Below are 24069 nucleotides of genomic sequence, written 5' to 3' on the forward strand. Positions count from 1 at the left end.
GTGGAAAGGATAAGTGCTGAAAGCATCTAAGCATGAAGCCCCCCTCAAGATGAGACTTCCCATCACTTCAAGTGAGTAAGATCCCTCAAAGACGATGAGGTTGATAGGTCCGAGGTGGAAGCGTGGTGACACGTGCAGCTGACGGATACTAATTGATCGAGGACTTAACTAACTTATTTTGGTTGATATGTCATTGGATGATCGCTTATTTGGTTTTCAGGGTATAAGTTTTAAAAAGAACTTGCATTTTCATTCATAAATGCATATAATAGTTCTTGTCTCTGAAATTTAAATGTCTGGCAGTAATAGCGAAGAGGTCACACCTGTTCCCATACCGAACACAGCAGTTAAGCTCTTCTGCGCCGATGGTAGTTGAGGCATCGCCTCTGCAAGAGTAGGACGCTGCCGGGCAATATTTCCTTAATTTCATACTATTTCATATCGTGGGGTGGAGCAACGAGCAATACATCCACCGAATAATCTGCGAGTAACCCCGAAGCATTCACATCTTGAGTAAACTATCAGATGCAGGGGTCTATAAGGTAATACACAACATGTTATTCAATGCTTTAAACTAAATACTATTTCACATCGCGGGGTGGAGCAACGAGCAATACATCCACCGAATAATCTGCGAGTAACCCCGAAGCATTCACATCTTGAGTAAACTATCAGATGCAGGGGTCTATAAGGTAATACACAACATGTTATTCAATGCTTTAAACTAAATACTATTTCACATCGCGGGGTGGAGCAACGAGCAATACATCCACCGAATAATCTGCGAGTAACCCCGAAGCATTCACATCTTGAGTAAACTATCAGATGCAGGGGTCTATAAGGTAATACACAACATGTTATTCAATGCTTTAAACTAAATACTATTTCATATCGCGGGGTGGAGCAGTCTGGCAGCTCGTCGGGCTCATAACCCGAAGGTCGCAGGTTCAAATCCTGCCCCCGCAACCAAATTACTCCAACTTACTACGTTGGAAATAAATAACGATGTAAATGTAACCGAAATTTTCCTAACTATACCGAATGATACCGGGAATAGTTATAAGTTGGTCCGGTAGTTCAGTTGGTTAGAATGCCTGCCTGTCACGCAGGAGGTCGCGGGTTCGAGTCCCGTCCGGACCGCCACTTTTATAAAAGTTTATTCACACATGACCTCAAATGAAGTCATGTGTTTTTATATGCAAAAATATAAGAAAAGTAATTTTCTAATGAAGCTGAATTCCTTTTACCTGTATTATTTGCTATCATGGACGTAGTTCATATCATATGATTATTGCATTTTGAATAAATAAAAATGCCAAAAAATTTATCGCATTTCATAAGATGATACAGGGAAATATGGTGATTGCTTTGGATGAATTTACATTGATAGATTCTATAAAACAGCAGCAATATCGACAGGCATCTTTGCAAAAAGGTGTAGGAGATGATGCGGCGGTATTTAGGCATGCGCAGGAAGACATTGTTACTGCAGTCGATTTATTTGTTGAAAATGTCCACTTTTCTCGTCAAACCATGTCAACGTCACAAATTGGCTATCGGGCGCTTGCCGCTAATATAAGTGATTTAGCTGCAATGGGGGCAGTACCCCGTTATTATCTTGTTGCAATTGTTATTCCTTCCATATGGAAGCCTGAAGAGATACAGGAGATATTTACTGGAATGAACAAGTTGGCTGATGTATATGAGATGGATTTAATCGGTGGAGATACCGTTTCTGGTGATCAGCTGGTACTTTCTATTACTGTGTTTGGTTCTTTGCCATTTGGAAGGGCAAGATATAGGAGTGATGCGAAACCAGGTGATTTGGTATTTACGACTGGGACATTGGGTGGTTCAAGCGCTGGATTACATATATTAACCCATCCGGATCGCTATCTTCATGCAGAAACACTGATTAGACATCATCAAGAACCTTTTCCTAGGGTTAAATTTTCTAATCATTTATTGGACATAGAGCGTGTAGCACTAAATGATATAAGTGATGGGATTGCCAATGAATTAGCTGAAATAGCAGCAGCTTCGGGTGTTGCGATTGAAATACAGGATGATATGATTCCAATGAGTGAAGGTCTGCATCAATTTCCAAAGGAACTCCAAGATCAATGGAAGTATTTTGGTGGTGAGGATTATGAACTGGTTGGTTGTGTGTCTGAAAAGGAATGGCCGTTACTCGTAGAAGCAGCTCATACGACAAATACAAAAATTACCCATATAGGTCAAGTACAATCGGATCCCACCCATGAGGGAACTGTATGGAAAGTTAACACAATGGGGAAGCGAGAGATACTACCCAAAAAAGGGTATACTCATTTAAAGTAGGTGACTTCAATGATAAACAACGAAATTCAATCTTATTCCGAACATCAGACGATTAAGTTAGCTGAACGTTTAGCAAACCTATTAAAGCCTGGCGATGTTTTAACACTTGAGGGTGATCTTGGAGCTGGTAAAACAACTTTCACGAAAGGCCTTGCTAGTGGTCTTGGTATTACGGAAACTGTGAACAGTCCAACCTTTACCATGATTAAGGAGTATCAAGGAGAATTACCATTATTCCATATGGACATGTATCGAATGGAATTCTCGGATGACGATTTAGGATTAGATGAATATTTTCATGGTGATGGTATTTGTGTTGTTGAATGGGCTGATTTTGTAAAAGATGATTTACCTAAAGAACGGTTAAATATACGAATTACATATGCTGGTGATCAAGAACGTTTACTTTATTTTGAACCGCATGGCATGCATTTTCACTGGGTAGTTGCAGAATTAATAGGTTAATTGAAGTAAGATGTAAATAGAAGCTGTATTTGAAGGAGATTGCTTATGTATATACTGGCAATAGATACGTCTAATCAAGTATTGGGAGTATCTATTTTAAAGGAAAATGAAATCATTGGGGAGTTTATAACTAACTTACCAAAAAATCATTCCGTTCGATTAATGCCTGCAATTGAACGATTAATGAAAGAAGTGAATGTCACCCCGAAACAATTAGAACGTATTGTTGTAGCGAAAGGCCCTGGATCTTATACTGGGGTGCGCATTGGTTTAACAACTGCCAAAACCCTTGCCTGGACACTTGGAATACCGATTGTTGGTGTTTCAAGCTTGCAGGTATTGGCTTATCAGGGAAGATTTTTCCCAGCATCTATTTGTCCATTTTTTGATGCGAGGAGAGGGTTGGTTTTTACGGGTTTATATCAATGGAATGGAACAGCATTGGAGCTAGTCGCAGATGAAAAAAATCTGGAGATGGAAGCATGGTTAATTGAACTGGCAGAAAAAAAGGAACAAGTATTGTTTCTTAGTCCGGATATAGATATTCATCGTGAGCAGATTCAAAAGATCATGGGAAATTTAGCGGTTATACCAGAAGGTCCATTTCATTATGCAAATCCATCACATCTTGCACTCGCTGGCAGTCAAATGGATACAGCAAATGTCCATCAGCTGACTCCAAATTATTTGCGAATGGCTGAGGCTGAGGCGAATTGGTTAAAATCACAAAAGGAATCAAAGTAATATGATGAATCCAGTCATTCGAAAAATGGATCTATCGGATATTGATCAAGTATTAAAAGTGGAAAAGTCATCCTTTGTTTCAACATGGACGCGGGATATTTTTCAACAGGAAATAGCTTTAAATCAGCATGCACATTATTATGTACTCGAATTAGAAGAACAGATTATTGGCTATATTGGGATGTGGGCTGTATTTGAGGATGCGCAAATTACGAATATTGCTGTGTTACCTGAATTCCGTGGCAAAAAATACGGTGAAAAACTGTTTGGACATGCCTGTAAGCAGGCTGTTGCTATGGGGGTAGAGCGTTTATCCTTGGAGGTAAGGGTCTCGAACACAGTTGCACAGAACTTGTATCGTAAGTTCGGTCTTGTAGCTGGCGGTATTCGTAAAGGCTATTACACAGATAATCAGGAGGATGCAATGGTGATGTGGGTGCATTTAAAATGAGTAAAAAAGATATATATATGTTGGGAATAGAAACAAGCTGTGATGAAACGGCGGCGGCTGTTGTAAAAAACGGTACCGAGATTGTATCCAATGTCGTTGCCTCGCAGATCGAAAGTCATAAGCGATTTGGCGGGGTAGTTCCAGAAATTGCTTCACGCCACCATGTAGAGCAGATTACGGTAGTTCTAGAAGAAGCATTGGAAAAATCGAATTGTGCGTGGGATGATATTGATGCCATTGCGGTAACAGAAGGTCCTGGTTTAGTCGGGGCACTACTCATTGGCGTGAACGCAGCAAAGGCATTGGCATTTGCAAAAGGAAAGCCGTTGGTAGGCGTTCATCATATTGCAGGTCATATATATGCTAATCGATTGGAAAGAGAATTTGAATTTCCGCTGATTGCACTGATTGTGTCAGGTGGACATACTGAACTTGTGTATATGAAGGAACATGGTATTTATGAAGTGATTGGCCAAACACGAGATGATGCCGCTGGAGAGGCGTATGATAAAGTAGCGCGTATGTTAAAGCTGCCATACCCAGGTGGGCCGCAAATCGATCGTTTAGCTGCTAAGGGTCAAGAATCAATTGATTTTCCACGGGCTTGGCTGGAAGATGATAGCTATGATTTCAGCTTTAGTGGATTAAAATCAGCAGTTATTAACACCATCCACAATGCCAAGCAGCGCGGGGTGGAGTTATCCCCAGAAGATATCGCAGCAAGCTTTCAAGCAAGTGTAGTTGAAGTATTAACAACAAAAACGGTACGGGCTGCCAAGGAATACGGTGCAAAGCAAGTTATTGTAGCCGGCGGTGTTGCGGCTAATAGCGGATTAAGACAATCACTGGAGCGTGAATTCGCTCAATTAGATGTGCCATTGCTCATTCCACCGTTATCCTTATGCACTGATAATGCAGCAATGATTGCCGCTGCGGGAACCATTAGTTTTGAAAAAGGAAAGCGATCAGGAATGGATTTAAACGCAAATCCTGGCCTGGAATTAATATAAATGAAATGATATTCTCCACAATGCTGTCCACAGTGTTGTGGAGAATTTTTGTGAATATAGTTATACCAACAATCATTTTGTGGATAAAAAAGGGGATAAAACAACTGAAAACTGTGGATAATGTGCATAACTATGTTGATAGCCTGAAATAAAGCCTTTTGATTTGAAAAATCACTGTGGATAAGGTTTTGAGGAAAAGTTAAAAGAATAAATGATGGGATTTATCCGGAATCCCATGGATAAGGTTTATATAACTTACGTGATTTCCGGTAAAACTGAAAATGGAGTAAGTTAAATCGTTTTTAAGTTACTCGAAATCATGTATTTTCGGAAATGGAGTAAGTTAAACCGCTTTTAAGTTACGCGAAATCATGTATTTTCGGAAATGGAGTAAGTTAAAAACCTCTAACGCAAGCTATTTCGGTAAAAAGGTGAAACAGAATATCCATATCAATCCGCCAAACGCAAAAATGCAGTCTGAAGTTCCACAATAGGGTTCCAAACTGCATTTTCTACTGTTCAGATGTAATCACATCATCTTGCCGCTAGTCAATTTTCTTGCAGGGCAGTCCATTCTTCCATCAGCTGCTCAATCTTTTCCTTTACAGTTCCTGTTTGCTGGAGAAGCTCTAATGATTTTTCGTGGTCCTGATAGATTTCCGGTTGGGTCATTTTTTCCTCTAACTCGGCTAGTTCCAGCTCAAGGCTGCTAATCTCTTCCTCGAGCTTGGCAATTTGACGTTCTTTTTTTCGTTGTTCACTTTGCAGTTGTTTTTCTTGCTGGAAGCTGCGTTTTCCTTCATCAGCTTGTTGGACGACCTGCTTTGCTTGCTCTAGTCGTGCCAGCTCAGCTTCCTCTTGTTTCTTTTCCACATAATAATCATAGTCACCGAGATAAACTGTGGCGCCGTTTGGCTTCATCTCGACTACTTGATCGGCAATTTTATTAATAAAATATCTGTCATGGGAAACGAATATAATTGAGCCGGGAAAATCAGCTAATGCAGCCTCCAGCACTTCCTTACTATCAATATCCAAATGGTTTGTCGGTTCATCCAGTATTAATAAATTTGCTTCCTGCATTTTAAGCTTCGCCAGTGCAAGTCGTGCTTTTTCTCCACCACTTAAAGCGGACACAGGCTTTAATACATCGTCACCTGTAAACAAGAAGTTGCCGAGTACGGTGCGAATGTCCTTTTCCATGACCAATGGATATTCGTCCCACAGCTCATTTAAAACGGTTTTATTGGAAGATAACGTTGCTTGCTCCTGGTCATAATAACCAATTTCAACATTGGTTCCGAGCTGTAAGCTGCCCTTTTCGGGAGCGGTAATTCCTAGGATGGTTTTCAGTAACGTAGTTTTACCAACCCCATTTGGGCCAACCAATGCAATCCGCTCTCCACGATTAACGCGCAGGTTCATCTGCTCAAAAATCGGCTGTTCTTCGTCTGGATATCGAAAAGCGAGCGATTCGATTTTTAATACATCGTTACCACTTCGTTTTTTTACTTGAAAAGAAAAAGATGCAGAAGATTCCTCCCCAAGGGGGCGATCCAATTTTTCCATTTTTTCAAGCTGCTTCCGGCGGCTTTGTGCACGCTTTGTTGTGGAAGCACGAACGATATTGCGTTGGATAAAATCTTCCATTTTTTTAATTTCTGTTTGCTGCTTTTCAAATTCTTTTAACTCTTGCTCATAATCCAGAGCCTTCTGTTCCAGGAATTTGGAATAGGTTCCGTGATATTTTTTGGCATGATGACGTGAAATTTCATAAACAATCGACGCGGTCCGATCTAAAAAGTAACGGTCATGCGATACAATTGCGATTGCGCCAGGGTAGCTGGTCAAATAGCTTTCAAGCCAGCCAAGGGTTTCAATGTCCAAGTGGTTTGTTGGCTCATCCAGAATAAGCAATGCGGGCTTCGTTAACAGTAATTTACCAAGCGCTAATCTCGTCTTTTGTCCGCCACTCAATGTGTGGATAGGGGTGTCGAAATCATATTCCAAAAAATTTAACCCAGATAAAACCGACTTAATATCTGCTTCATATTGATACCCGCCATCGGCATCGAATGCATGCTGCAGACGGTCATAATCATGCAGCAGCTTTGTGTAGGCCTCTGGATCCATATCGCCTGCCATGCTCATTTGTTGTTCCATGGCACGCAGCTTTTTTTCCTGTATGACGAGATGGTCAAACACCTCCAGCATTTCATTCCACATCGTCTTATCTGATTCCAGACCAGTGTGCTGGGATAAATAACCAATCGTTAAGTCTTTCGGTTTATATATTTCACCATTGTCATGGGAAAGCTCTCCGGCCATAATTTTTAGCAGGGTTGACTTCCCAGCCCCATTTCTGCCTACAATGGCAATTCGATCACGGTCTTTTATTTCTAATTTTACATTTGATAAAATTTCATCGGCGCCAAAGGATTTGGATACACCGTTTAATTGCATCACTATCATTTCAATCACTCCAACTGAATTGGCAATCTGTACATGCCTATTTTCTACTATATCAGTTTTTTTGCTCTGCGCATAAACCTTTCGTTCTTTATCTGAGAATTGGTTGAATATGTGAAACTAATCACGACATTTCAGTAGGTATCTGCTAAAATAGAAGTGGGACTTGAAAGTATTATCTATCTTGGAGATGAGTGCATGTCGGATTTTACACATTTCAATGAACAAGGAAGAGCTAAAATGGTTGATATAAGCGAAAAGAAGGATACGGAGCGAACAGCAACAGCCCGGTCCAGTGTGAAGGTATCTGAAGAGATTTATCATCAAATTAAGAACCGTGCGATAGCAAAAGGGGATGTCCTTGCCGTTGCGCAAATTGCAGGAATCATGGCTGCGAAAAATACATCCCAATGGATACCAATGTGTCACCCATTACAGCTTAAAGGAATTGATTTTACTTTTGATTGGGAAACGATCAATAAAGATTACATACTTGCGATCCATGCCCACGTCAAAACACGCGGGAGCACAGGCGTGGAGATGGAAGCACTGACAGCAGCCAGTGCAGCAGCATTGACTGTCTATGATATGTGCAAGGCCATTGATAAAGGTATGATTATTGGTGAAACCTATTTATTGGAGAAAAAGGGCGGCAAGTCTGGAGACTACCACCGCCGGACGGAGGAGGACAACTAATGGAGCAGAACAAGATTCCACAGGCGACAGCAAAGCGGCTGCCATTATACTATCGTTTTTTAAATAATTTACAATCACAGGGGAAAACTCGTGTATCATCAAAAGAATTGAGCGAGGCTGTCAAGGTGGACTCTGCAACAATTCGTCGTGATTTCTCCTATTTTGGAGCACTTGGTAAAAAAGGGTATGGCTACAACGTCGAGTATCTTCTCGGTTTTTTCCGTAAGACACTTGACCAGGATGAGCTAACAGAAGTAGCTCTTATCGGAGTTGGTAACCTAGGAACTGCCTTTTTAAAGTATAATTTTATGAAAAATAACAATACAAAAATCGTCATGGCATTTGATGCAGATGAGGAAAAAGCAAACACAGAAATGGGCGGTGTCCCAATTTACAGTATTGATGATCTGGAAGAAAAAATTAATGGGGTCAAGGTTGCTATTTTAACGATTCCTGCTAGTGAGGCAGACGGTATTACAGATCGCCTCGTCCGAAATGGAATCGGCGGCATACTAAACTTTACACCGGCGAGAATTACGGTACCTGACCATGTTCGGGTCCACCATATTGATTTAGCCGTAGAACTACAGGCACTTGTTTATTTCTTAAAACATTATCCACTCGTGGAACAATAATGAATAGATAAAAGCACCGATGCATCGGATTCACCCGGGTTGCATCGGTGCTTTTTATTTACAGCCATTTTCGGTCCAGCTGACTTGCATAGAATTCAATTGCTTTCCCGTAAGCAAGGATATTTTCATCAGCTGTCGTTTTTAGCAAAGTTTTTAACAGGGTTTCCATTGCCTGATCTGCTTGATTCAGATTATACAACGTCATCGAATAGAACACTTGCAACACCATGTTATCGGGGAAATGCTGTATCCCCTGTTGAAATACGCGCTGAGATTTCTCATACGCTCCAAGCGTGCGCCACGTGCTGCCAAGCCCGATATAAGCCATTTCCAATGACTTGTCACGAAGCCCAAGTGCTATCGCTTTTTCATAGGAAGGAGCGGCTTTTGTCTCGAATCCCAATACATCACAGCACCATGCATGCTGGAAATAAACTTCGGGATCATCTGTTTGATTATCAATCATTTTCTCTAACAGGGTTAAAGCCTGTTCGTGCTCGCCGTTTTCCCTTAATGCAATTGTTTTCTTCAATGTAGCTTGCATGTTTCCACCTCATTTGAATGGAACGTTATTTTTTATTTTTCTTCTTCAAATATAAATGTGTTTTCAGCATGCGAAAGCTCAGACCAAAATCCAAAGTAGCAAATACGGCAAATAAAATCGTTTTAAAGTTCCAGATAGTTGTCTCAGCCGCTAAAATAGCCAAGTAAAAAAACAGACTACCAAATACAAAATAAAAGATAGCGGATGCTTTAGGTGACATTCTCATATATTGCATTACCCCCCAATGAATATCGTTTTCATATTCTCCAGATCACGCATCATTCGTTCGATATCCTCTGGGTCCAAATTAAATTGAACCAAAACGGAGATGGAGTTCATCGACATATGTACAATGATGGGAGTGAGAATACTTTTTGTTTTGACATATAGAAAAGAAAAGACAAATCCCATGGATGCATAAATCAATAGATGTGCCGGCTCACCATGAATGATGCCAAAGATGACAGCTGAAATGACTGCCGCAAAGAAAAAGTTAATCCGTTTGTATAATGTACCGAAGATTATTTTTCGAAAGATGATTTCTTCCAGAATCGGTGCAATCAAGGCTGGAATGATAATAAATAACGGAAACGCACGCGCAATATTCATAATGCCTTGTGTATTTTCAGAACCAGCCGGTACGCCGAATAAATAGGTTTCAATGGCAACGGATATCGTTTGGGCGAAATAGGCTAGAAATACACCCAAAATAGACCAAGCGATGATAGATCCTGCCTGGGAATCCCTATTTCTCCATGGCGACTGCATGGCTGGCTTCATCAAAATCAATGTAATGATTAATGCGATAATGAAGCTTGCAATTGTAAAATTGACTGCAATTTGTGCATCTCGTATACCAAATACATCTAGAACCAATGGGGAAAGCTGCATAATTATATAGGTGATAATAACCCACCAATATCGTTTCGTCACTGTCAATCGACTCCTTTATCACAGATTAACTGGCTATAAGACCCCCACATCAAGCATTTTTGTTGATAAAAAGAATTGTAAGTGGGGGATCAACAGCTAGTAAAGGCCTGATTGGTTCAACTAACAATCAGTGGGGAAGTGCGATACCCCCACTGATTGAAATTATATTTTATTCACACGCTGTATCATACCTTCACAGCATCCAGTCTTGCCGAGACATACTCTAATGTATTCTAACATATTTCACTCATTCACCCTTGCTCGAAACACGTTAACTAAAAAAATAAAAAAAGAAAAGACATTGCTTGCATTTTAGAAGGATATTATTTATTATATTAATTGGTGTTAGCACTCAGGGGTCTTGAGTGCTAACAAGGAAAATATGATAAGGAATTAAGGAGGTTGTCTACATGATTAAACCATTAGGAGATCGTGTTGTTATCGAACTCGTAGAGCAAGAGGAGAAGACTGCCAGTGGCATCGTACTTCCAGATTCTGCACAGGAAAAGCCACAGGAGGGCAAAGTAGTAGCTGTTGGCACAGGTAAAACTGCAGACAATGGAGAAAAGATTGCATTGGAAGTAAAAGTGGAAGATCGTGTGATTTTTTCTAAATTTGCTGGTACAGAAGTGAAATACGAAGGCACTGAATACTTAATTCTTCGTGAAGACGATATTTTAGCTATTATTGGCTAAACTGCACATAAAATGCATGGAATTCAAGGAGGTAATATAGAATGGCTAAAGATATTAAATTTAGTGAAGACGCTCGCCGCGCAATGCTACGTGGTGTAGATGTTTTGGCAGATGCTGTAAAAGTAACACTTGGACCAAAAGGACGTAACGTCGTATTAGATAAAAAATTCGGTTCCCCATTAATTACAAATGATGGTGTAACAATCGCTAAAGAAATCGAATTAGAAGATCGCTTCGAAAATATGGGTGCACAGCTTGTATCAGAAGTTGCTTCTAAAACAAATGATGTTGCCGGTGACGGTACAACAACTGCTACTGTTCTTGCACAAGCAATGATCAGCGAAGGCTTGAAAAACGTTACTTCAGGTGCCAATCCTGTTGGCGTACGCCGCGGAATTGAAAAAGCAGTTGAAACTGCAGTAGCTGAATTAAAAACCATTTCTAAATCCATTGAGAGTAAAGAGTCGATTGCACAGGTTGCATCCATCTCTTCTGGTGATGATGAAGTAGGTAGCTTAATCGCTGAAGCAATGGAGCGCGTTGGCAATGATGGTGTAATCACAATTGAAGAATCCAAGGGCTTCTCTACAGAGCTAGAAGTAGTGGAAGGTATGCAATTTGACCGTGGTTATGCTTCACCATACATGGTTACAGACCAAGATAAAATGGAAGCAATCCTTGATGATCCATACATCTTGATCACAGATAAGAAAATCGGTAACATTCAAGAAGTTCTTCCAGTATTGGAGCAGGTTGTACAGCAAGGTAAACCACTTCTATTGATTGCTGAAGATGTAGAAGGGGAAGCACTTGCAACATTGGTCGTTAACAAGCTACGCGGAACATTTAATGCAGTAGCAGTTAAAGCACCAGGATTTGGTGACCGCAGAAAAGCAATGCTTGAAGACATTGCGATCCTAACCGGCGCAGAAGTTATTACTGAAGACCTTGGCCTTGATTTGAAGAGCACTACAATCGAGCAGCTTGGCCGTGCTTCTAAAGTAGTTGTAACGAAGGATCATACAACTATTGTAGAAGGAACTGGAAATCCAGAAACGATTTCTTCCCGTGTTGCGCAAATCCGTGCACAAGCAGAAGAATCTACTTCAGAATTTGACAAAGAGAAATTACAAGAACGTCTAGCGAAGCTTTCTGGTGGCGTTGCTGTCATCAAAGTAGGTGCTGCAACTGAAACAGAATTAAAAGAACGTAAGCTACGCATTGAAGACGCATTAAACTCAACACGCGCAGCAGTTGAAGAAGGTATTGTTTCCGGTGGAGGAACTGCCCTCATCAACGTATATGCTAAAGTAGCAGAATTGGCATTGGAAGGCGACGAAGCAACAGGTGCAAGTATCGTACTTCGCGCACTAGAAGAGCCAGTTCGCCGTATTGCTGAAAATGCTGGCCTAGAAGGTTCTATCGTAGTAGAGCGCTTGAAAGGCGAAACAGTAGGCACAGGCTTCGACGCTGCAACAGGAAACTGGGTAAATATGGTTGATGCTGGAATCGTTGACCCAACAAAGGTTACACGCTCCGCATTGCAAAACGCAGCATCTGTAGCAGCTATGTTCCTAACAACGGAAGCAGTCGTAGCTGACAAACCAGAAGAAAATGCACCAGCAATGCCTGACATGGGCGGCATGGGCGGAATGCCGGGAATGATGTAATAAGCCCTCCAAACCCTTGGTGTAAGATGAGAGAAGAATGCTAACATTTTGCTGACATATTGCCTAACATTGAGGTAAATTAACGGAAGCTTCTCATAAGTTCACTGAACTTTTGAGAGGCTTCTTTTTTCATTTTTTGTGTCAGTTGCTGGAGATAGACATCTTTTGTTAAGAGACAGGTCTTACAGCGTGCTTCATTATGATTTTGGATTTTGCACCAATGAATTAAGATGAAGATCTTATTTCATAGCTTTGAGACTAGAGCCTGTGGACTTGTCCCTGTGTCACATTTTGGTTTGCATATTGAGGTTTCCATTATGTTTCAAAACTTTTTGGAGGCCTCTTTTTTGTGGCAGGACATTTCAATCATCATCCTTGTCAATAAATCTAGATTAGTATTTATGAAGCGCTTTAAATATACAATTGACTTATATACTGGGTATATATATACTCAGTATATAAACAATCGGATAAATACATAAAAGGGAACATGCTTCCATGTTTCATGGCATTATGAGCCACGGTTCTAAAGAGTTTATTTTATATTGATGGACCATGGTGCTATTTACAATTTTGGCAGGTTTGGAAGGGATGAAGCTTTTAAGGTTTAAGATATAGGAAGTGCTTCGGCACACGCTATTAAAGACGGAAACGGCATAGTTTTTCCAATCTTTCCTACATAATAAAAAAAGGGTGATTGATATGATTGAAACAATTGGTGTAAAAAGAGAATTTAGAACAGGTAAAGATACAGTTTCAGTACTAAAAGGTGTTAATTTATTTGTTAACAAAGGGGAATTTGTCGCCATTATTGGGCCAAGTGGTTCTGGAAAGAGTACACTTCTCCAATTATTAGGTGGTTTAGATGTCCCAACAGAAGGATCTATTATATTAAATGGTTCGACAATGGAAGCCAAAACAGAAAAGCAGCGAACCATCTTCAGAAGAAGGAATATTGGATTCGTATTTCAAAACTATCAATTACTGCCCACATTAACAGTTCATGAAAATATTGTTTTTCCGTTACATGCTGATGGAAAAAAAGTATCAGAATACGATGTACAGAAGCTTCTTAAAGCGGTTGATCTGAAGGGACGTGACAAGTGGTATCCACATGAACTGAGTGGTGGACAACAGCAGCGTGTGGCGATAGCTAGAGCATTAATTAATCAGCCTGACATTTTGCTTGCGGATGAGCCAACAGGAAACCTGGACAGACGAAGGTCTTCTGATATTCTGGATTTACTTTCCAAATTCCATTCTGAAAGAAAACAGACAATTATTATGGTGACACATGACATGTTTGCAGCGGGATATGCCGATCGAGTTGTTCTTTTTAAGGATGGTGTAATTGAAACAGAAGTGCGTAGGGAGGAGGATGATTATGCGGCTTTCCTTTCTCGTTTCATGGCGTAATTTAATGCGTCATAAAAAGCGTTTCATATTTACACTTGCTGCCATTATACTTGGTGTTGCTGTCATGATGGCCATGCTTGTTGCAAAAGAAACAACCGCTGGTACAACAGAAATGCAGGAAAGCCTCTATGCTGGTAATGCAGATTTTTGGATTAAATCCAATGAACACTTTTTTCCAGAAAATGAAATTGCCTGGGTAGCGGATCAAGAGGAAGTCATAAGAGGAACAGCATCCCTATTGAAACATGGGTTTGTGGAAATAGACACAGGAAATGTTGAGAGCGCCCCGGTAAGGTTTACTGGTGTATCCAGTCTTGATAATGGATTAATAGAACTGCCAGTGAAGCAAGGGGATATTACAAAGGCGGGAGTAATTATTACCGAAAATTCCGCCAAACTTTGGGGAAAAGGTATTGGTGATACTTTATCTTTTACGGATATGGGCAGTATGAAAATTACCGCAATTGTTCACGAAGGGGCAATGTTAAATAGCCCGAAAACAAAGGAAGAATCAATGACTCGGAATGCTCGGGTTATGGTTCCACTTGATGTACTGCAGTCATGGGCAGGAATGGATGGGCTCATTTCAAATTACAGATTTGAAACGGACAGTGAAGCGGATAATGAAATATTACTATCTTCCCTGCAATCTAGACTGTCGGGTTCCAATTTATTTGTACAGCCGGTGGTCTTAGATGGAAGACAAAGTAATGACGTTGAAGGATTATACTTTACCTTTGATCTAATCGCTATGCTTTCCATTTTTATCAGTGCTTTCATTGCTTTTAACATGATCTATGCAAGTGTTGTGGAAAGAAAAAAGGAATTCGCCATCATGAAGAGCCTGGGGTTCACTAATGGAAATATTAATCAGCTGGTGTTGACGGAAATTGGAGTTTTATCTGTATTAGGCACTTTGCTGGGGGTGCCATTGGGTATTCTATTAGGCTCCTTTATCCAGAAGATGTTGATGTCGGCAGTTGCTACACAAGATATTACCTATGAATTAAAATTAGCTTTGCCACTTTTTATTTCAATAACGGTTGGAATTGTTTTTCCTTTTGTAGCAGCCGCCTTCCCCATTTATAAAGCGGGTAGAACGTCTATCATGGAAGCGATGGTTCAAAAGAAGAATATAAATCGTGTTGGTGGAAAAATAAATGTATTGCGGATTGTGTTAGGGGTTATCTGCACTGGCATTGGAATGATTAATAATTTATGGGCTTTTTTGTTTCTATTTATTGGTCTAGTTCTTCTATATCCTCTGTGGATGGATATTATTCGTGCAGTTGTCAGTCCGTTATTAACTATTTTTTTCAAATATCCCAGTGTGCAAGCATCTCATTCCATACAGCAATTTAAAAATCGTAATGCCAATACCTCCGCAATGCTTGCTATCGGTGTGAGTTTAGCATTGTTCATGAGTGCAATGCTTGTATCACTTCCAGAAGGTATGGAAAATGATATTCGTGCAAGTTTCGGAGGAGATATTCATGCAGAAAAAGAGTTGCCCTGGACAAATAAAGATCTGGAAATTGTAAATACAATGGAAGGGGTAGAAAATGCGCATCGTTATGCGGAAATCCCAAATATCACTTGGCAAACAAACAAAGGGGACAATAGGGAGTTTTCCATTATAAGTTTTTCGGGTAGTGCTGAAAATGCTGAGTTTTTCCAGCCTGAGAAAATATCCAAATATACACAAGAACTCCCGGAACTATATCTCGGTAAACGTGCCATGGCTGAATGGGGAGGAAAAGTAGGCGACATTCTGACGTTAAACACACCCAATGGAGCAACAGATTTCTTTGTTAAAGGAAGTGTGCAGACATCCCAATATACAGGGTATGTCGCTTTTGTAAATGAAACAATACTAGATAAAGTTCTTCATTGGCCCAAGCGGTTTCACCTGGCTATAGATGTTCATGATGAATCAAGTATTCCGATAGTTTATGATGAACTACGCAAGAGCTTTGGAGCTTCATTATCAAATGTCGAACCAGTGACATTAGCCATCAAGCAAACAAAACATGCAATAGCAGGCATGAACGAACTGATGCAGGGCTTGCTAATTCTCATTGTTGCTTTGTCAGCAATTGGTGTCAGTAATACATTATTTATGAATACGATTGAGCGCATGAAGGAAATTGGAACAATGCGTGCAATCGGTTTTACAAAACAACAGGTGAGTACTATGATTATTTCTGAAGGCTTGTTCATCGGTATTACTGGTGTCATTGTAGGGACATTGTATGGTATTATTGTAATCTATTTGAATTCACAATCCAGCCAGGGGCAGGCGCTATTAAGTTTTACAATTCCCGGGGTAAGTTTGTTGCTGGCAGTTATCAGTGGGATACTCTTTACATTTGTTGCCTCATGGCTGCCCAGTAGTACAGCATCAAGGGTTCCGGTAAAGGAAGCAATAAATTATGATTAGGTGGTATTCTTATGTCTGTGAAGCACTCATTGCTAGCGTTATTATATGAAAATCCGGGTCATGGTTACGAACTGAAGACAGGATTTGAGAGACTCGTACAAGGTATGTGGCCATTGAATGCGGGGCAGGTTTATTCAACGCTTGACAGACTAGAGAGAGATAAGCTTGTGGAATCACCGGGATACGATGAAAAAGACCGTAAGTTATATGTGATTACGGAGCTTGGAAAAAGGGAACTGTGGGATTGGTTGAAGCAGCCGGTTGCCCGTTCTTTACTGAAAGATGAGTTCTATTTTAAATATCTATGTGCAGATCTTGTAGATTACGAAGAGAAACAAAATATGATTCAAAAACAGAAAGAAACGATGATAAAAGATATTCTGGCACTGACCCAATTAAAAAAACAGATGAATGAATCTCAACAATATTCAATGAAAATGCTTATTGAAGGGGCATTACTTCATCTGGAAGCAGATATCAAGTGGCTGGATATGATTTTGCAGGATTAAAAGCGAAAATCTGACAATCACGCTTTATAAATATTAAACTAAAAGGGTCTTTCATTAAGTTTTCCAACTTAGTGAAAGACCCTTTTATACTGCCCATAAACATTTCCAGGCAAATAATAGTTATCTCCATTTAGAAAGCCAAGAACTCTAAAAAAATAAACAATTCTCATATAGTTTAGATAACAGGTTATTAGTAAGGTTTAAGTATATGGATTAAAGGAGGTTTTAGTATAAGTTCATTTCAATTTGAAAGCGCTTCATATTAAACTATAACGTTAGCATCTTTATTGATGTCCAATGTCATGACGTCTAAGGTGATGGTAGCAAGGAAAAATCTGTATGTTAAGTAAGACACGAAGACAAATGAATAAGTTATCAGGAGAGTCTATCTGGCAGTCCCTGATTCACAAAAGCTAGGTACAAATGGATGGATAAAAAATATTTAATCTTAAAAATAAACAAAGAAAGAGGCGGAGCGAAGCGTGAAAATAAAAAGGAGAAAACTATTTATCACCATGTTAGCTTTCATTTTAATGGTTCCTTCTATGCCAATCCATGTCTTGGCAGCAAATACAACTGATACTTCGGATGAGATTTATACTGAAGATTTTTCCAATCAGGATTTAACAGGATGGGAAAAAGATCTCGGTGCAGGTCGTTTTGAGGTTGTTAACGAACAACTGGAAATGGAAACAGATGGTTGGGTAGCGGGTTCAATTGATTATCAACAGTATCATAATACCAAGGCACCTGAATTCAAGAACGCACGTCTATCGATGGATATTACTGTGAAAAATAGCCATGGACGTTTCGGTATTGTGTATCGTCATATAGATGCACAAAATTATGATTATATCGGCTATGATGTTGGTGGCAAATGGATTCGAGCAGAAGTAAGAAATGGTAAGAAAACTGAAAAGGAATTACCGGTTAAATTAAATGTAGATAATAAGAAGATTAGATTTTCCATGGAATATGTGAATGAAAATATACAAGTAATTGTGGATGATACTGAATTGTATAATGGTCCTCATACTGATAACGATGCAGGCCACTTTGGTTTAAGAACATGGGGTTACACAGACAACTATGCTTTTATACAGGTAGATAATATTGAATATGAAAAACTCCGTGAAAACGAACAAACAGAAGATGGACATTATTTAGTTTCCTTTAAAGACGAAGATCACACAGGTGGTTGGGGTAAAGTAGCTGGTAACGGAACGATGGAATATAAAGACCAGGCTATGAACTTTGCTGCTGATGGAAACACAATTTATGCTGATGCTTATTCACCGAATATGGAAAATGGATTTGTCGAATTTGAGGTGACTCCGAAAACATCAGGACGTATGGGATTTTTATTCCGATTTAATGGTGAGAATGACTTTGCAGGATTCGGCTATGATGTGGGAGGAAGCTGGCAATATATTACTGGAAACGGGAAATATGGTGAAGTAGGTAATAAAGGATTGAAGGCTGGCGAAAAAAATACAGTAAGAATCGAATTTATAAATGATAATTATCGATTAACTGTAAATGGTGATGAAGTATTTAATGGCCCGATTGATGCTTTCAGTACAAAAGCTGGTAAAGCAGGAATTCGTACATGGGGCTATGGTTCAGGCGATACCCAGGGACAACTGGATCTTCATAAAATGGTTATGGGCGAATTCAGTGGTGTTTCATTAACACCAAGTTCAGCAATAGTCCGTACTGGAGATGCTGGTTTATACGATATTAATATTAAAATAAGTGAAACGAATAATGCATTATCGAAAGTTACGCATGAAGGAAAAGCATTAGAAGCTGGAAAAGATTATGCTATAAATGATGCTGCAACACGTTTAACCCTTAAAAAGGAGTACATTAAATCTCTTCAAAAAGACACAGATTCTCAAACGAAAGTAATTTTGGAATATGAAGATGGATTTAAAGCAGAATTCCCAATTACGGTTTTGGCAACACCGCAAGCAAGTGATGAGCTGTATGTAAAAGACTTCACTAAAAATATGGATGGAATCAAAACCGTTAATGCCCCGAAGTCGCATGCCCCAGCGTGAAAGTCGCATGCCTATGCCCCGAAGTCGCATGCTCTAGCGTGAAAGTCGCATGCCTATGCCCGGAAGTCGCATGCCCATGCCCGGAAGTCGCATGCTCTTGCGTGAAAGTCGCATGCCCCAGCGTGAAAGTCGCATGCCCCAAGATAAAACATCTTTAAGATTAGTGCTCATAAATGAAAAAGTGTAACTGCTAAACTAAAATGTTCATTTTTACTTGACGGTTACATTAGCCCAATCCATTTTCTTTTATTGTTAGTTAGTAGAAATCTGTCGATGGAATGAATAAAAAGACCTACCCCCCTTCCTATTAAATGGTGATAAATTAAAAGAGCCACATATTAAAATAATCCCTATTATCTATGATAACCTAATCTATAAATTTGCAGTGAGAGGTGTATAATCAATGGCTGACTTTTGGGGAAATCACGTACTAGATGGCTATGAGTTGGATCCGCTAGATGATAAAACGATAGAAAAAGTAGAAAGGAAATTGGGTATCAAATTCCCAGTTTCTTATATAAATCTACTTAAAGAGAAGAACGGGGGGGGAGTTAAAATGTAATCGCTATCCATATGTTTACGAACAAGATATCGATGAGGAGAACCCAGAGGAAAATGCTGATTTAAACATTGATTTTCTGTATGGTATCAGTACAAAGAAAAGTGAAGGTGTTTTGGAATCAATCTATCTCATTAAAGAGTGGGAACTTCCAAAAGATATTGTCATTATAAGTGATAACGCAGGCGAAAGATTTATTGCATTTGATTATCGTCAAACCAAAACGAACCCTCCAATTATCTTAATTGATATGGAGATGGAATTCGAAGATGTCATCGCCACCAACTTTGAGGAACTTCTAAGCAAGTTATATGAAGATGAAGACGATGGATCAAACGATTTAACAAAGCTTGATAAATTTCACGATAGCTATACGCATGAGGAAGCAGAAAAATTCTTCAAAACGGACAAAGTAGGTATTATACAAGAAGCATTGGAATATTTTTGCAGTCACGATGATTCAACCTGGTTACTTACGAATATGGAGCAGTTAGTTCATTCGAAGAAGGCTGACTTTGCACCTCATGCTGTTGCGGAAGTCTTGTATAAGTTTATTGAGTCAAAATACGCCATGGAGAGTTCTGAAAACAAAGCGTTAGTGTGGCGTGTAATTAAGCAATTATCTAAACACTCTGATCCAGAAATTCCAAGGTATGCTAAAAAGCTACAAATGTTAGTTGATAGTAAAAAGAATAGAGGGTAGGTATTTCCCTACATTGTGCTACGGTTGAAGTTCAATCCGCCGTAGCAGCCCATACCTATAATAGTGAAATTAGCCACGTAAAGAAGGTGGAAATTTTGCATGAATAAAAGAATGAACAATTTAAATGTTTTTACGTTTTCTATTATGTTACTTTTTCTGTCTGTTAGTCCCCTTTAGCCCAAGCATCTTCTATCGATTACAATTCGGCAATTCGCATTGAGGAAGCTAAGGTTTTGCCATGTTTATAGATATCGTGTTTATAAACAGCAAAGCAATCTAAATCTAGATACCTTATACTTGATGTAGAGAAAAAATATTAAGGGGAGGATTGTAGTGACTATTTATGAGCAGTTGATGGATATTCTTCAAGGGAAAGAAGGACGCATTTTATCCATTAAAGAAATAAAAAGTAAATTAAGATCGAAATTTAATACAAATCCCGGCAGTATTATTCTTTCTGACTATTGCTATAATCGCTATAATAATGGAATTCTTTTTAATAAGCATCTATTTGTATATGTTAATAGAAGTACCTATAAATATGTTGGTGAAAACTATCCTTATACTGGATTGATTTATCATAAACCAAAAGGTACAGTAGCTGAGTCTATCGTAGGTGAATGGGATAAAGGGGAACTTCATCTCTACGCTAAGGATCAGGTTGGTCAAAAAGACGCAATGGGAATATCACAAATTGAAAAATTATATGAAGAATACTTGGAAATGTTAAGATTTGAATTAAATGTACTCGGATGTAAGGCAACTGAATTGAGACATCTCATAGGGCGTTTAGGAGAATTTTTTTGTGTTCTGTATACGAAGGGTTCTTTGGCCAAAGTAACGAATCAACAGGGATTTGATGTTATAAGTGAAGGTAGAAGAATAAGTGTGAAAACAACCGCACAGGATACGGGTTTTATTTCTATTAATAAAAACACCTATGAACAATTTGATGACCTTTTCGTTGTACAGTATAAAGATGATGATTTTTCGTTAATATTTTATGGTTCCAAGGAAGAAATTCCAACACGAAAGTTATACGGAAATCATTTTGAGGTTGGTCTTGGTTCATTAAGAAAAGCATCCATTATTAAATTGTTATGATGGATGGACCACCTTTTAATGATTCTGTTATAACTATCCCGTTCAATAAAGTAACCTTCTGATGATGCTTGATGCGCATCGGGGTGGTTGCTTTTTTTATGTTTTCCCGAGTCATCCCTTTGTATATGAAACTGCTCCATGTTGTGACTGGGCGTTTTTTTGGTTTAGTATGGGAATCTTTATGTTTAATGCGTTTCTAGATGAGGGAAAAATATATAAAGGAAGGTTATTAAATATAAGACAAGGAGCATAATAAAATGAATAACATAAAATCTATGGTGTTAAATGACGGAAGCACTTTACCGTCTGTTGCTTTTGGAACTGTAAATGTGAAAGGGGCCCTTGGTCTTTACGATGTGTTAAATGCCATTGAGTCGGGATACAGGTTAATTGATACGTCAACAAACTATCATAATGAAGGGATGGTTGGCGAAGCAGTGAGACGAACGGCAGTCCCGAGAGAAGAATTGATAATCAGCTCTAAACTCCCTGGTGCTGCTCATAGCTATGACGATGCCATCCAAATGATTCAGGAGACATTGTATCGTATCGGAATTGACTATATGGATAAATACTTGATTCACTGGCCATTACCTAAACAAGATCAATACGTGGAAGCATGGCAAGCCTTAGTTGATGCACAGAAATTTGGTTTGATTAAAACCATTGGCGTGTCCAACTTCTTACCGGAGCATCTTGACCGCATTATTGAAAAAACAGGCGTCACACCCGCTACAAACCAAATTGAACGGCATCCGTATTTTAACAATAAAGCATTAGTAAATGAAAATAAAAAGCGGGGGATTGTCACAGAAGCCTGGAGTCCTTTAGGCCGTGAAATAAATGATGTGCTCGAAAATGATACGATTATTTCACTTGCACAGAAGTACGATAAAAAACCTGCCCAAGTGATTGGACGTTGGAATATCCAAAACGATGTATTATTTGTTGTAAAGGCATCCTCTCCCCAACATCAAAAAGAAAACCTAAATCTATTTGATTTTGAACTAAGCGATGAAGATATGAAGCAAATCGACAGCTTGGATAAAGGAGAACCCGGAAGAGTCGAAGGACAGCATCCAAATGAATATGAAGAATATGAATAAAAAAGTGCTTGAATTTTATAAAGGAGGACCATCAGTGAAACAGGTACCAGAAACCAAAATAAAACTAACTGAAATAAAGGATTTGATCCATCAGGGTTATCAACTTTTAGGGGAACTTCGGGAAGATGTAAATGCTCCAGTTGTTAAAGCTAAATTTTTAAATCAAGCTATTATTGCTATTTACGGGGAAGAAGCGGCTCGTATATTTTACGATGCGAAAAACTTCACACGTGAAGGTGCTATGCCGAAACCTGTTTTAAAAACGTTATTTGGTGAAGATGGAGTCCAGACCTTGGAAGGCAAGGAGCATCATCATCGTAAGCATTATTTCATGGATTTAATGAGTCCGGAAAGAATGGATGATTACCATATATTATTGGATAAGAACCTAACAGAAGCTTTAGATAAACAAGATGGTGAATTTGAATTATTTGATTTATCCAATCAAGTTTTATTTAATACCATTTGTGAGTGGTCTGGAATTCATGTAGAAAGATATGATTCGGAAACATTGGAAAAACTTGCGCGAAACCAAATCTCCATGATTAGTAGTGCAATCACTTCACCAACTGACCATCTAAAAGGGATAACTGATCGAAAGCATTCGGAAAAGTGGGCGAAAGACCTTATAAAAGAAGCTAGAGAACATCCGGACCCTGGTAAAGAAAATCATGCATTATATGTCTTTGCAAATGCGACGGACTTAGATGGAAAGTTATTGCCAGTTGATGTGGCAGCCGTCGAATTGTTAAATATCATTCGACCAACTGTTGCACTAACGGTTTGGATGACTTTGATGGGACATGCATTATTTGCTCAAAAAAGTATTTATGAGGAATTAAAAGCTGACTTTGATAATCTACAAGATCCTTTTATTCAGGAAATGCGTCGGTATTATCCATTTTTCCCGATGCTTCCAGCCAATGCTGTAAGAGATGTTGAAATTGATGGATACAAGATCCCCAAAGACAGTTGGGTCGTATTAGATGTTTATGGGACCAACCATGATGAGCGGACAATCGATTCTCCAGATGCATTTGATATGAAACGATATATTGGCAAGACGAAAGATATTTCATATGAGGAACAATACGAAATGATTGCTCAAGGTGGCGGGAAATTTAGAGAAATGCATCGCTGTGCAGGCGAATGGATTACACTTCACAGCATGCGTGTTTTTGCCGATCAGTTGGTGAATAAATATGAATTTACTGTACCGGAACAAGATTGGACGATTCCAATGGATCAATTCCCGACTTACCCTAATAGTAAAGCCTTATTAATTAAAGATACATCATGCATACAAGCATAAGACGGAAGGGCTACGCGAATCGTGCCAAATCATTGCAAATTGCTGGGTGGGGTGGGGAGCGGCTTAATAATCGCTCCCTCAAACCGTACATAGAACAGATACAACGATTATCATCTTGTACATATTATATAACGGAAGATTGCCATAATTTTTGATAGCATTTATAATGAATAGCCATAAGGAACATCATTTTAGCAGTTACAAA

At 39.2% G+C, this 24069-nt stretch carries 22 protein-coding genes, 2 tRNA genes and 2 rRNA genes; 22 read left to right on the forward strand and 4 right to left on the reverse strand.

Translation table 11 applies throughout. The features are described 5' to 3' along the window. The 9 genes from DX933_RS07420 to tsaD all read left to right on the forward strand — a co-directional run. Positions 1–172 (forward strand): 23S ribosomal RNA (locus DX933_RS07420); the annotation flags it as partial. Positions 173–295: 123 nt separating this feature from the next. Further along, positions 296–411 (forward strand): 5S ribosomal RNA (gene rrf / locus DX933_RS07425). A 481-nt stretch (positions 412–892) separates the two neighbouring features. Then, a tRNA-Met gene (locus tag DX933_RS07430) sits at positions 893–969 on the forward strand. A 97-nt stretch (positions 970–1066) separates the two neighbouring features. After that, positions 1067–1143 (forward strand) — tRNA-Asp (locus DX933_RS07435). Positions 1144–1383: 240 nt separating this feature from the next. Then, positions 1384–2340, forward strand: a complete 957-nt coding sequence (gene thiL / locus DX933_RS07440) for a thiamine-phosphate kinase (protein WP_317843088.1) — start codon at positions 1384–1386, stop codon at positions 2338–2340. A gap of 9 nt (positions 2341–2349) precedes the next feature. Beyond that, entirely contained in the window at positions 2350–2805 is a 456-nt protein-coding gene (gene tsaE, locus DX933_RS07445; RefSeq protein ID WP_123315842.1) for a tRNA (adenosine(37)-N6)-threonylcarbamoyltransferase complex ATPase subunit type 1 TsaE, read from the forward strand. A 45-nt stretch (positions 2806–2850) separates the two neighbouring features. Further along, the gene (gene tsaB / locus DX933_RS07450; RefSeq protein ID WP_123315843.1) at positions 2851–3549 is read left to right on the forward strand and encodes a tRNA (adenosine(37)-N6)-threonylcarbamoyltransferase complex dimerization subunit type 1 TsaB; all 699 of its coding nucleotides are present in this window, start codon (positions 2851–2853) and stop codon (positions 3547–3549) included. 4 nt (positions 3550–3553) lie between these two features. Continuing rightward, entirely contained in the window at positions 3554–4000 is a 447-nt protein-coding gene (rimI, locus tag DX933_RS07455; protein ID WP_123315868.1) for a ribosomal protein S18-alanine N-acetyltransferase, read from the forward strand. After that, positions 3997–5010 carry a tRNA (adenosine(37)-N6)-threonylcarbamoyltransferase complex transferase subunit TsaD gene (tsaD, locus tag DX933_RS07460; RefSeq protein ID WP_123315867.1) on the forward strand — a complete coding sequence of 338 codons (1014 nt, stop codon included), beginning with the start codon at positions 3997–3999 and terminating at the stop codon, positions 5008–5010. The genes rimI and tsaD overlap by 4 nt, the downstream gene beginning before the upstream one ends. 549 nt (positions 5011–5559) lie before the next feature. On the opposite strand, the gene DX933_RS07465 is transcribed toward tsaD, so the two are convergent. Then, complete coding sequence (locus DX933_RS07465; RefSeq protein WP_123315844.1) at positions 5560–7482, reverse strand: ABC-F family ATP-binding cassette domain-containing protein; 1923 nt, start codon at positions 7480–7482, stop codon at positions 5560–5562. A gap of 195 nt (positions 7483–7677) precedes the next feature. Here DX933_RS07465 and moaC point away from each other — a divergent pair, with 195 nt between their 5' ends. Together moaC and DX933_RS07475 are read left to right on the forward strand one after the other, a co-directional pair. Next, positions 7678–8175, forward strand: coding sequence for a cyclic pyranopterin monophosphate synthase MoaC (gene moaC, locus DX933_RS07470; protein WP_123315845.1), 498 nt, complete (start codon positions 7678–7680; stop codon positions 8173–8175). After that, entirely contained in the window at positions 8175–8810 is a 636-nt protein-coding gene (locus tag DX933_RS07475) for a redox-sensing transcriptional repressor Rex (RefSeq protein ID WP_123315846.1), read from the forward strand. The genes moaC and DX933_RS07475 overlap by 1 nt, the downstream gene beginning before the upstream one ends. Before the next feature lie 58 nt (positions 8811–8868). Here the strand turns inward: DX933_RS07475 and DX933_RS07480 are convergent, their stop codons facing one another. Genes DX933_RS07480 through DX933_RS07490 form a run of 3 tightly spaced genes read right to left on the reverse strand, consistent with a single transcriptional unit; the run spans position 8869 to position 10287 of the window. Then, the gene (locus DX933_RS07480) at positions 8869–9354 is read right to left on the reverse strand and encodes a tetratricopeptide repeat protein (protein WP_123315847.1); all 486 of its coding nucleotides are present in this window, start codon (positions 9352–9354) and stop codon (positions 8869–8871) included. A 25-nt stretch (positions 9355–9379) separates the two neighbouring features. Beyond that, the gene (locus DX933_RS07485; RefSeq protein WP_123315869.1) at positions 9380–9580 is read right to left on the reverse strand and encodes a YdiK family protein; all 201 of its coding nucleotides are present in this window, start codon (positions 9578–9580) and stop codon (positions 9380–9382) included. Between the two features lie 8 nt (positions 9581–9588). Then, a complete protein-coding gene (locus DX933_RS07490) occupies positions 9589–10287 on the reverse strand; it encodes a CPBP family intramembrane glutamic endopeptidase (protein WP_123315848.1) in 699 nt (232 codons plus the stop codon). A gap of 410 nt (positions 10288–10697) precedes the next feature. Here DX933_RS07490 and groES point away from each other — a divergent pair, with 410 nt between their 5' ends. The 11 genes from groES (at position 10698) to DX933_RS07545 (ending at position 23864) form a co-directional block, all read left to right on the forward strand. Then, positions 10698–10982: a co-chaperone GroES gene (gene groES / locus DX933_RS07495; protein WP_123315849.1), complete on the forward strand. Its 285-nt coding sequence runs from the start codon at positions 10698–10700 to the stop codon at positions 10980–10982. A gap of 41 nt (positions 10983–11023) precedes the next feature. Further along, complete coding sequence (gene groL, locus DX933_RS07500; protein WP_123315850.1) at positions 11024–12652, forward strand: chaperonin GroEL; 1629 nt, start codon at positions 11024–11026, stop codon at positions 12650–12652. Positions 12653–13354: 702 nt separating this feature from the next. Further along, positions 13355–14068: an ABC transporter ATP-binding protein gene (locus DX933_RS07505; RefSeq protein WP_123315851.1), complete on the forward strand. Its 714-nt coding sequence runs from the start codon at positions 13355–13357 to the stop codon at positions 14066–14068. Further along, positions 14037–16508: an ABC transporter permease gene (locus tag DX933_RS07510; RefSeq protein WP_190279448.1), complete on the forward strand. Its 2472-nt coding sequence runs from the start codon at positions 14037–14039 to the stop codon at positions 16506–16508. The genes DX933_RS07505 and DX933_RS07510 overlap by 32 nt, the downstream gene beginning before the upstream one ends. 11 nt (positions 16509–16519) lie before the next feature. Further along, the gene (locus DX933_RS07515; protein ID WP_123315853.1) at positions 16520–17017 is read left to right on the forward strand and encodes a PadR family transcriptional regulator; all 498 of its coding nucleotides are present in this window, start codon (positions 16520–16522) and stop codon (positions 17015–17017) included. Between the two features lie 482 nt (positions 17018–17499). Then, positions 17500–19080, forward strand: a complete 1581-nt coding sequence (locus DX933_RS07520; RefSeq protein WP_145962266.1) for a X2-like carbohydrate binding domain-containing protein — start codon at positions 17500–17502, stop codon at positions 19078–19080. 403 nt (positions 19081–19483) lie between these two features. Further along, a complete protein-coding gene (locus DX933_RS18705) occupies positions 19484–19642 on the forward strand; it encodes an SMI1/KNR4 family protein (RefSeq protein WP_123315855.1) in 159 nt (52 codons plus the stop codon). Next, entirely contained in the window at positions 19602–20342 is a 741-nt protein-coding gene (locus tag DX933_RS07530) for an SMI1/KNR4 family protein (RefSeq protein ID WP_123315856.1), read from the forward strand. Before DX933_RS18705 ends, DX933_RS07530 begins: the two co-directional genes overlap by 41 nt. Before the next feature lie 333 nt (positions 20343–20675). Next, positions 20676–21446, forward strand: a complete 771-nt coding sequence (locus DX933_RS07535; RefSeq protein ID WP_123315857.1) for a DUF7225 domain-containing protein — start codon at positions 20676–20678, stop codon at positions 21444–21446. A gap of 257 nt (positions 21447–21703) precedes the next feature. Beyond that, positions 21704–22552 (forward strand): aldo/keto reductase, encoded by an 849-nt coding sequence (locus tag DX933_RS07540; protein ID WP_123315858.1) that lies wholly within the window; start codon positions 21704–21706, stop codon positions 22550–22552. Between the two features lie 34 nt (positions 22553–22586). Then, on the forward strand, positions 22587–23864 hold the full coding sequence (locus DX933_RS07545; protein WP_123315870.1) for a cytochrome P450: 1278 nt from the start codon (positions 22587–22589) through the stop codon (positions 23862–23864). Positions 23865–24069 lie beyond the last annotated feature (205 nt).

Source organism: Ornithinibacillus gellani (assembly GCF_003730295.1).
GTDB classification, from domain to species: domain Bacteria; phylum Bacillota; class Bacilli; order Bacillales; family Amphibacillaceae; genus Ornithinibacillus_A; species Ornithinibacillus_A gellani.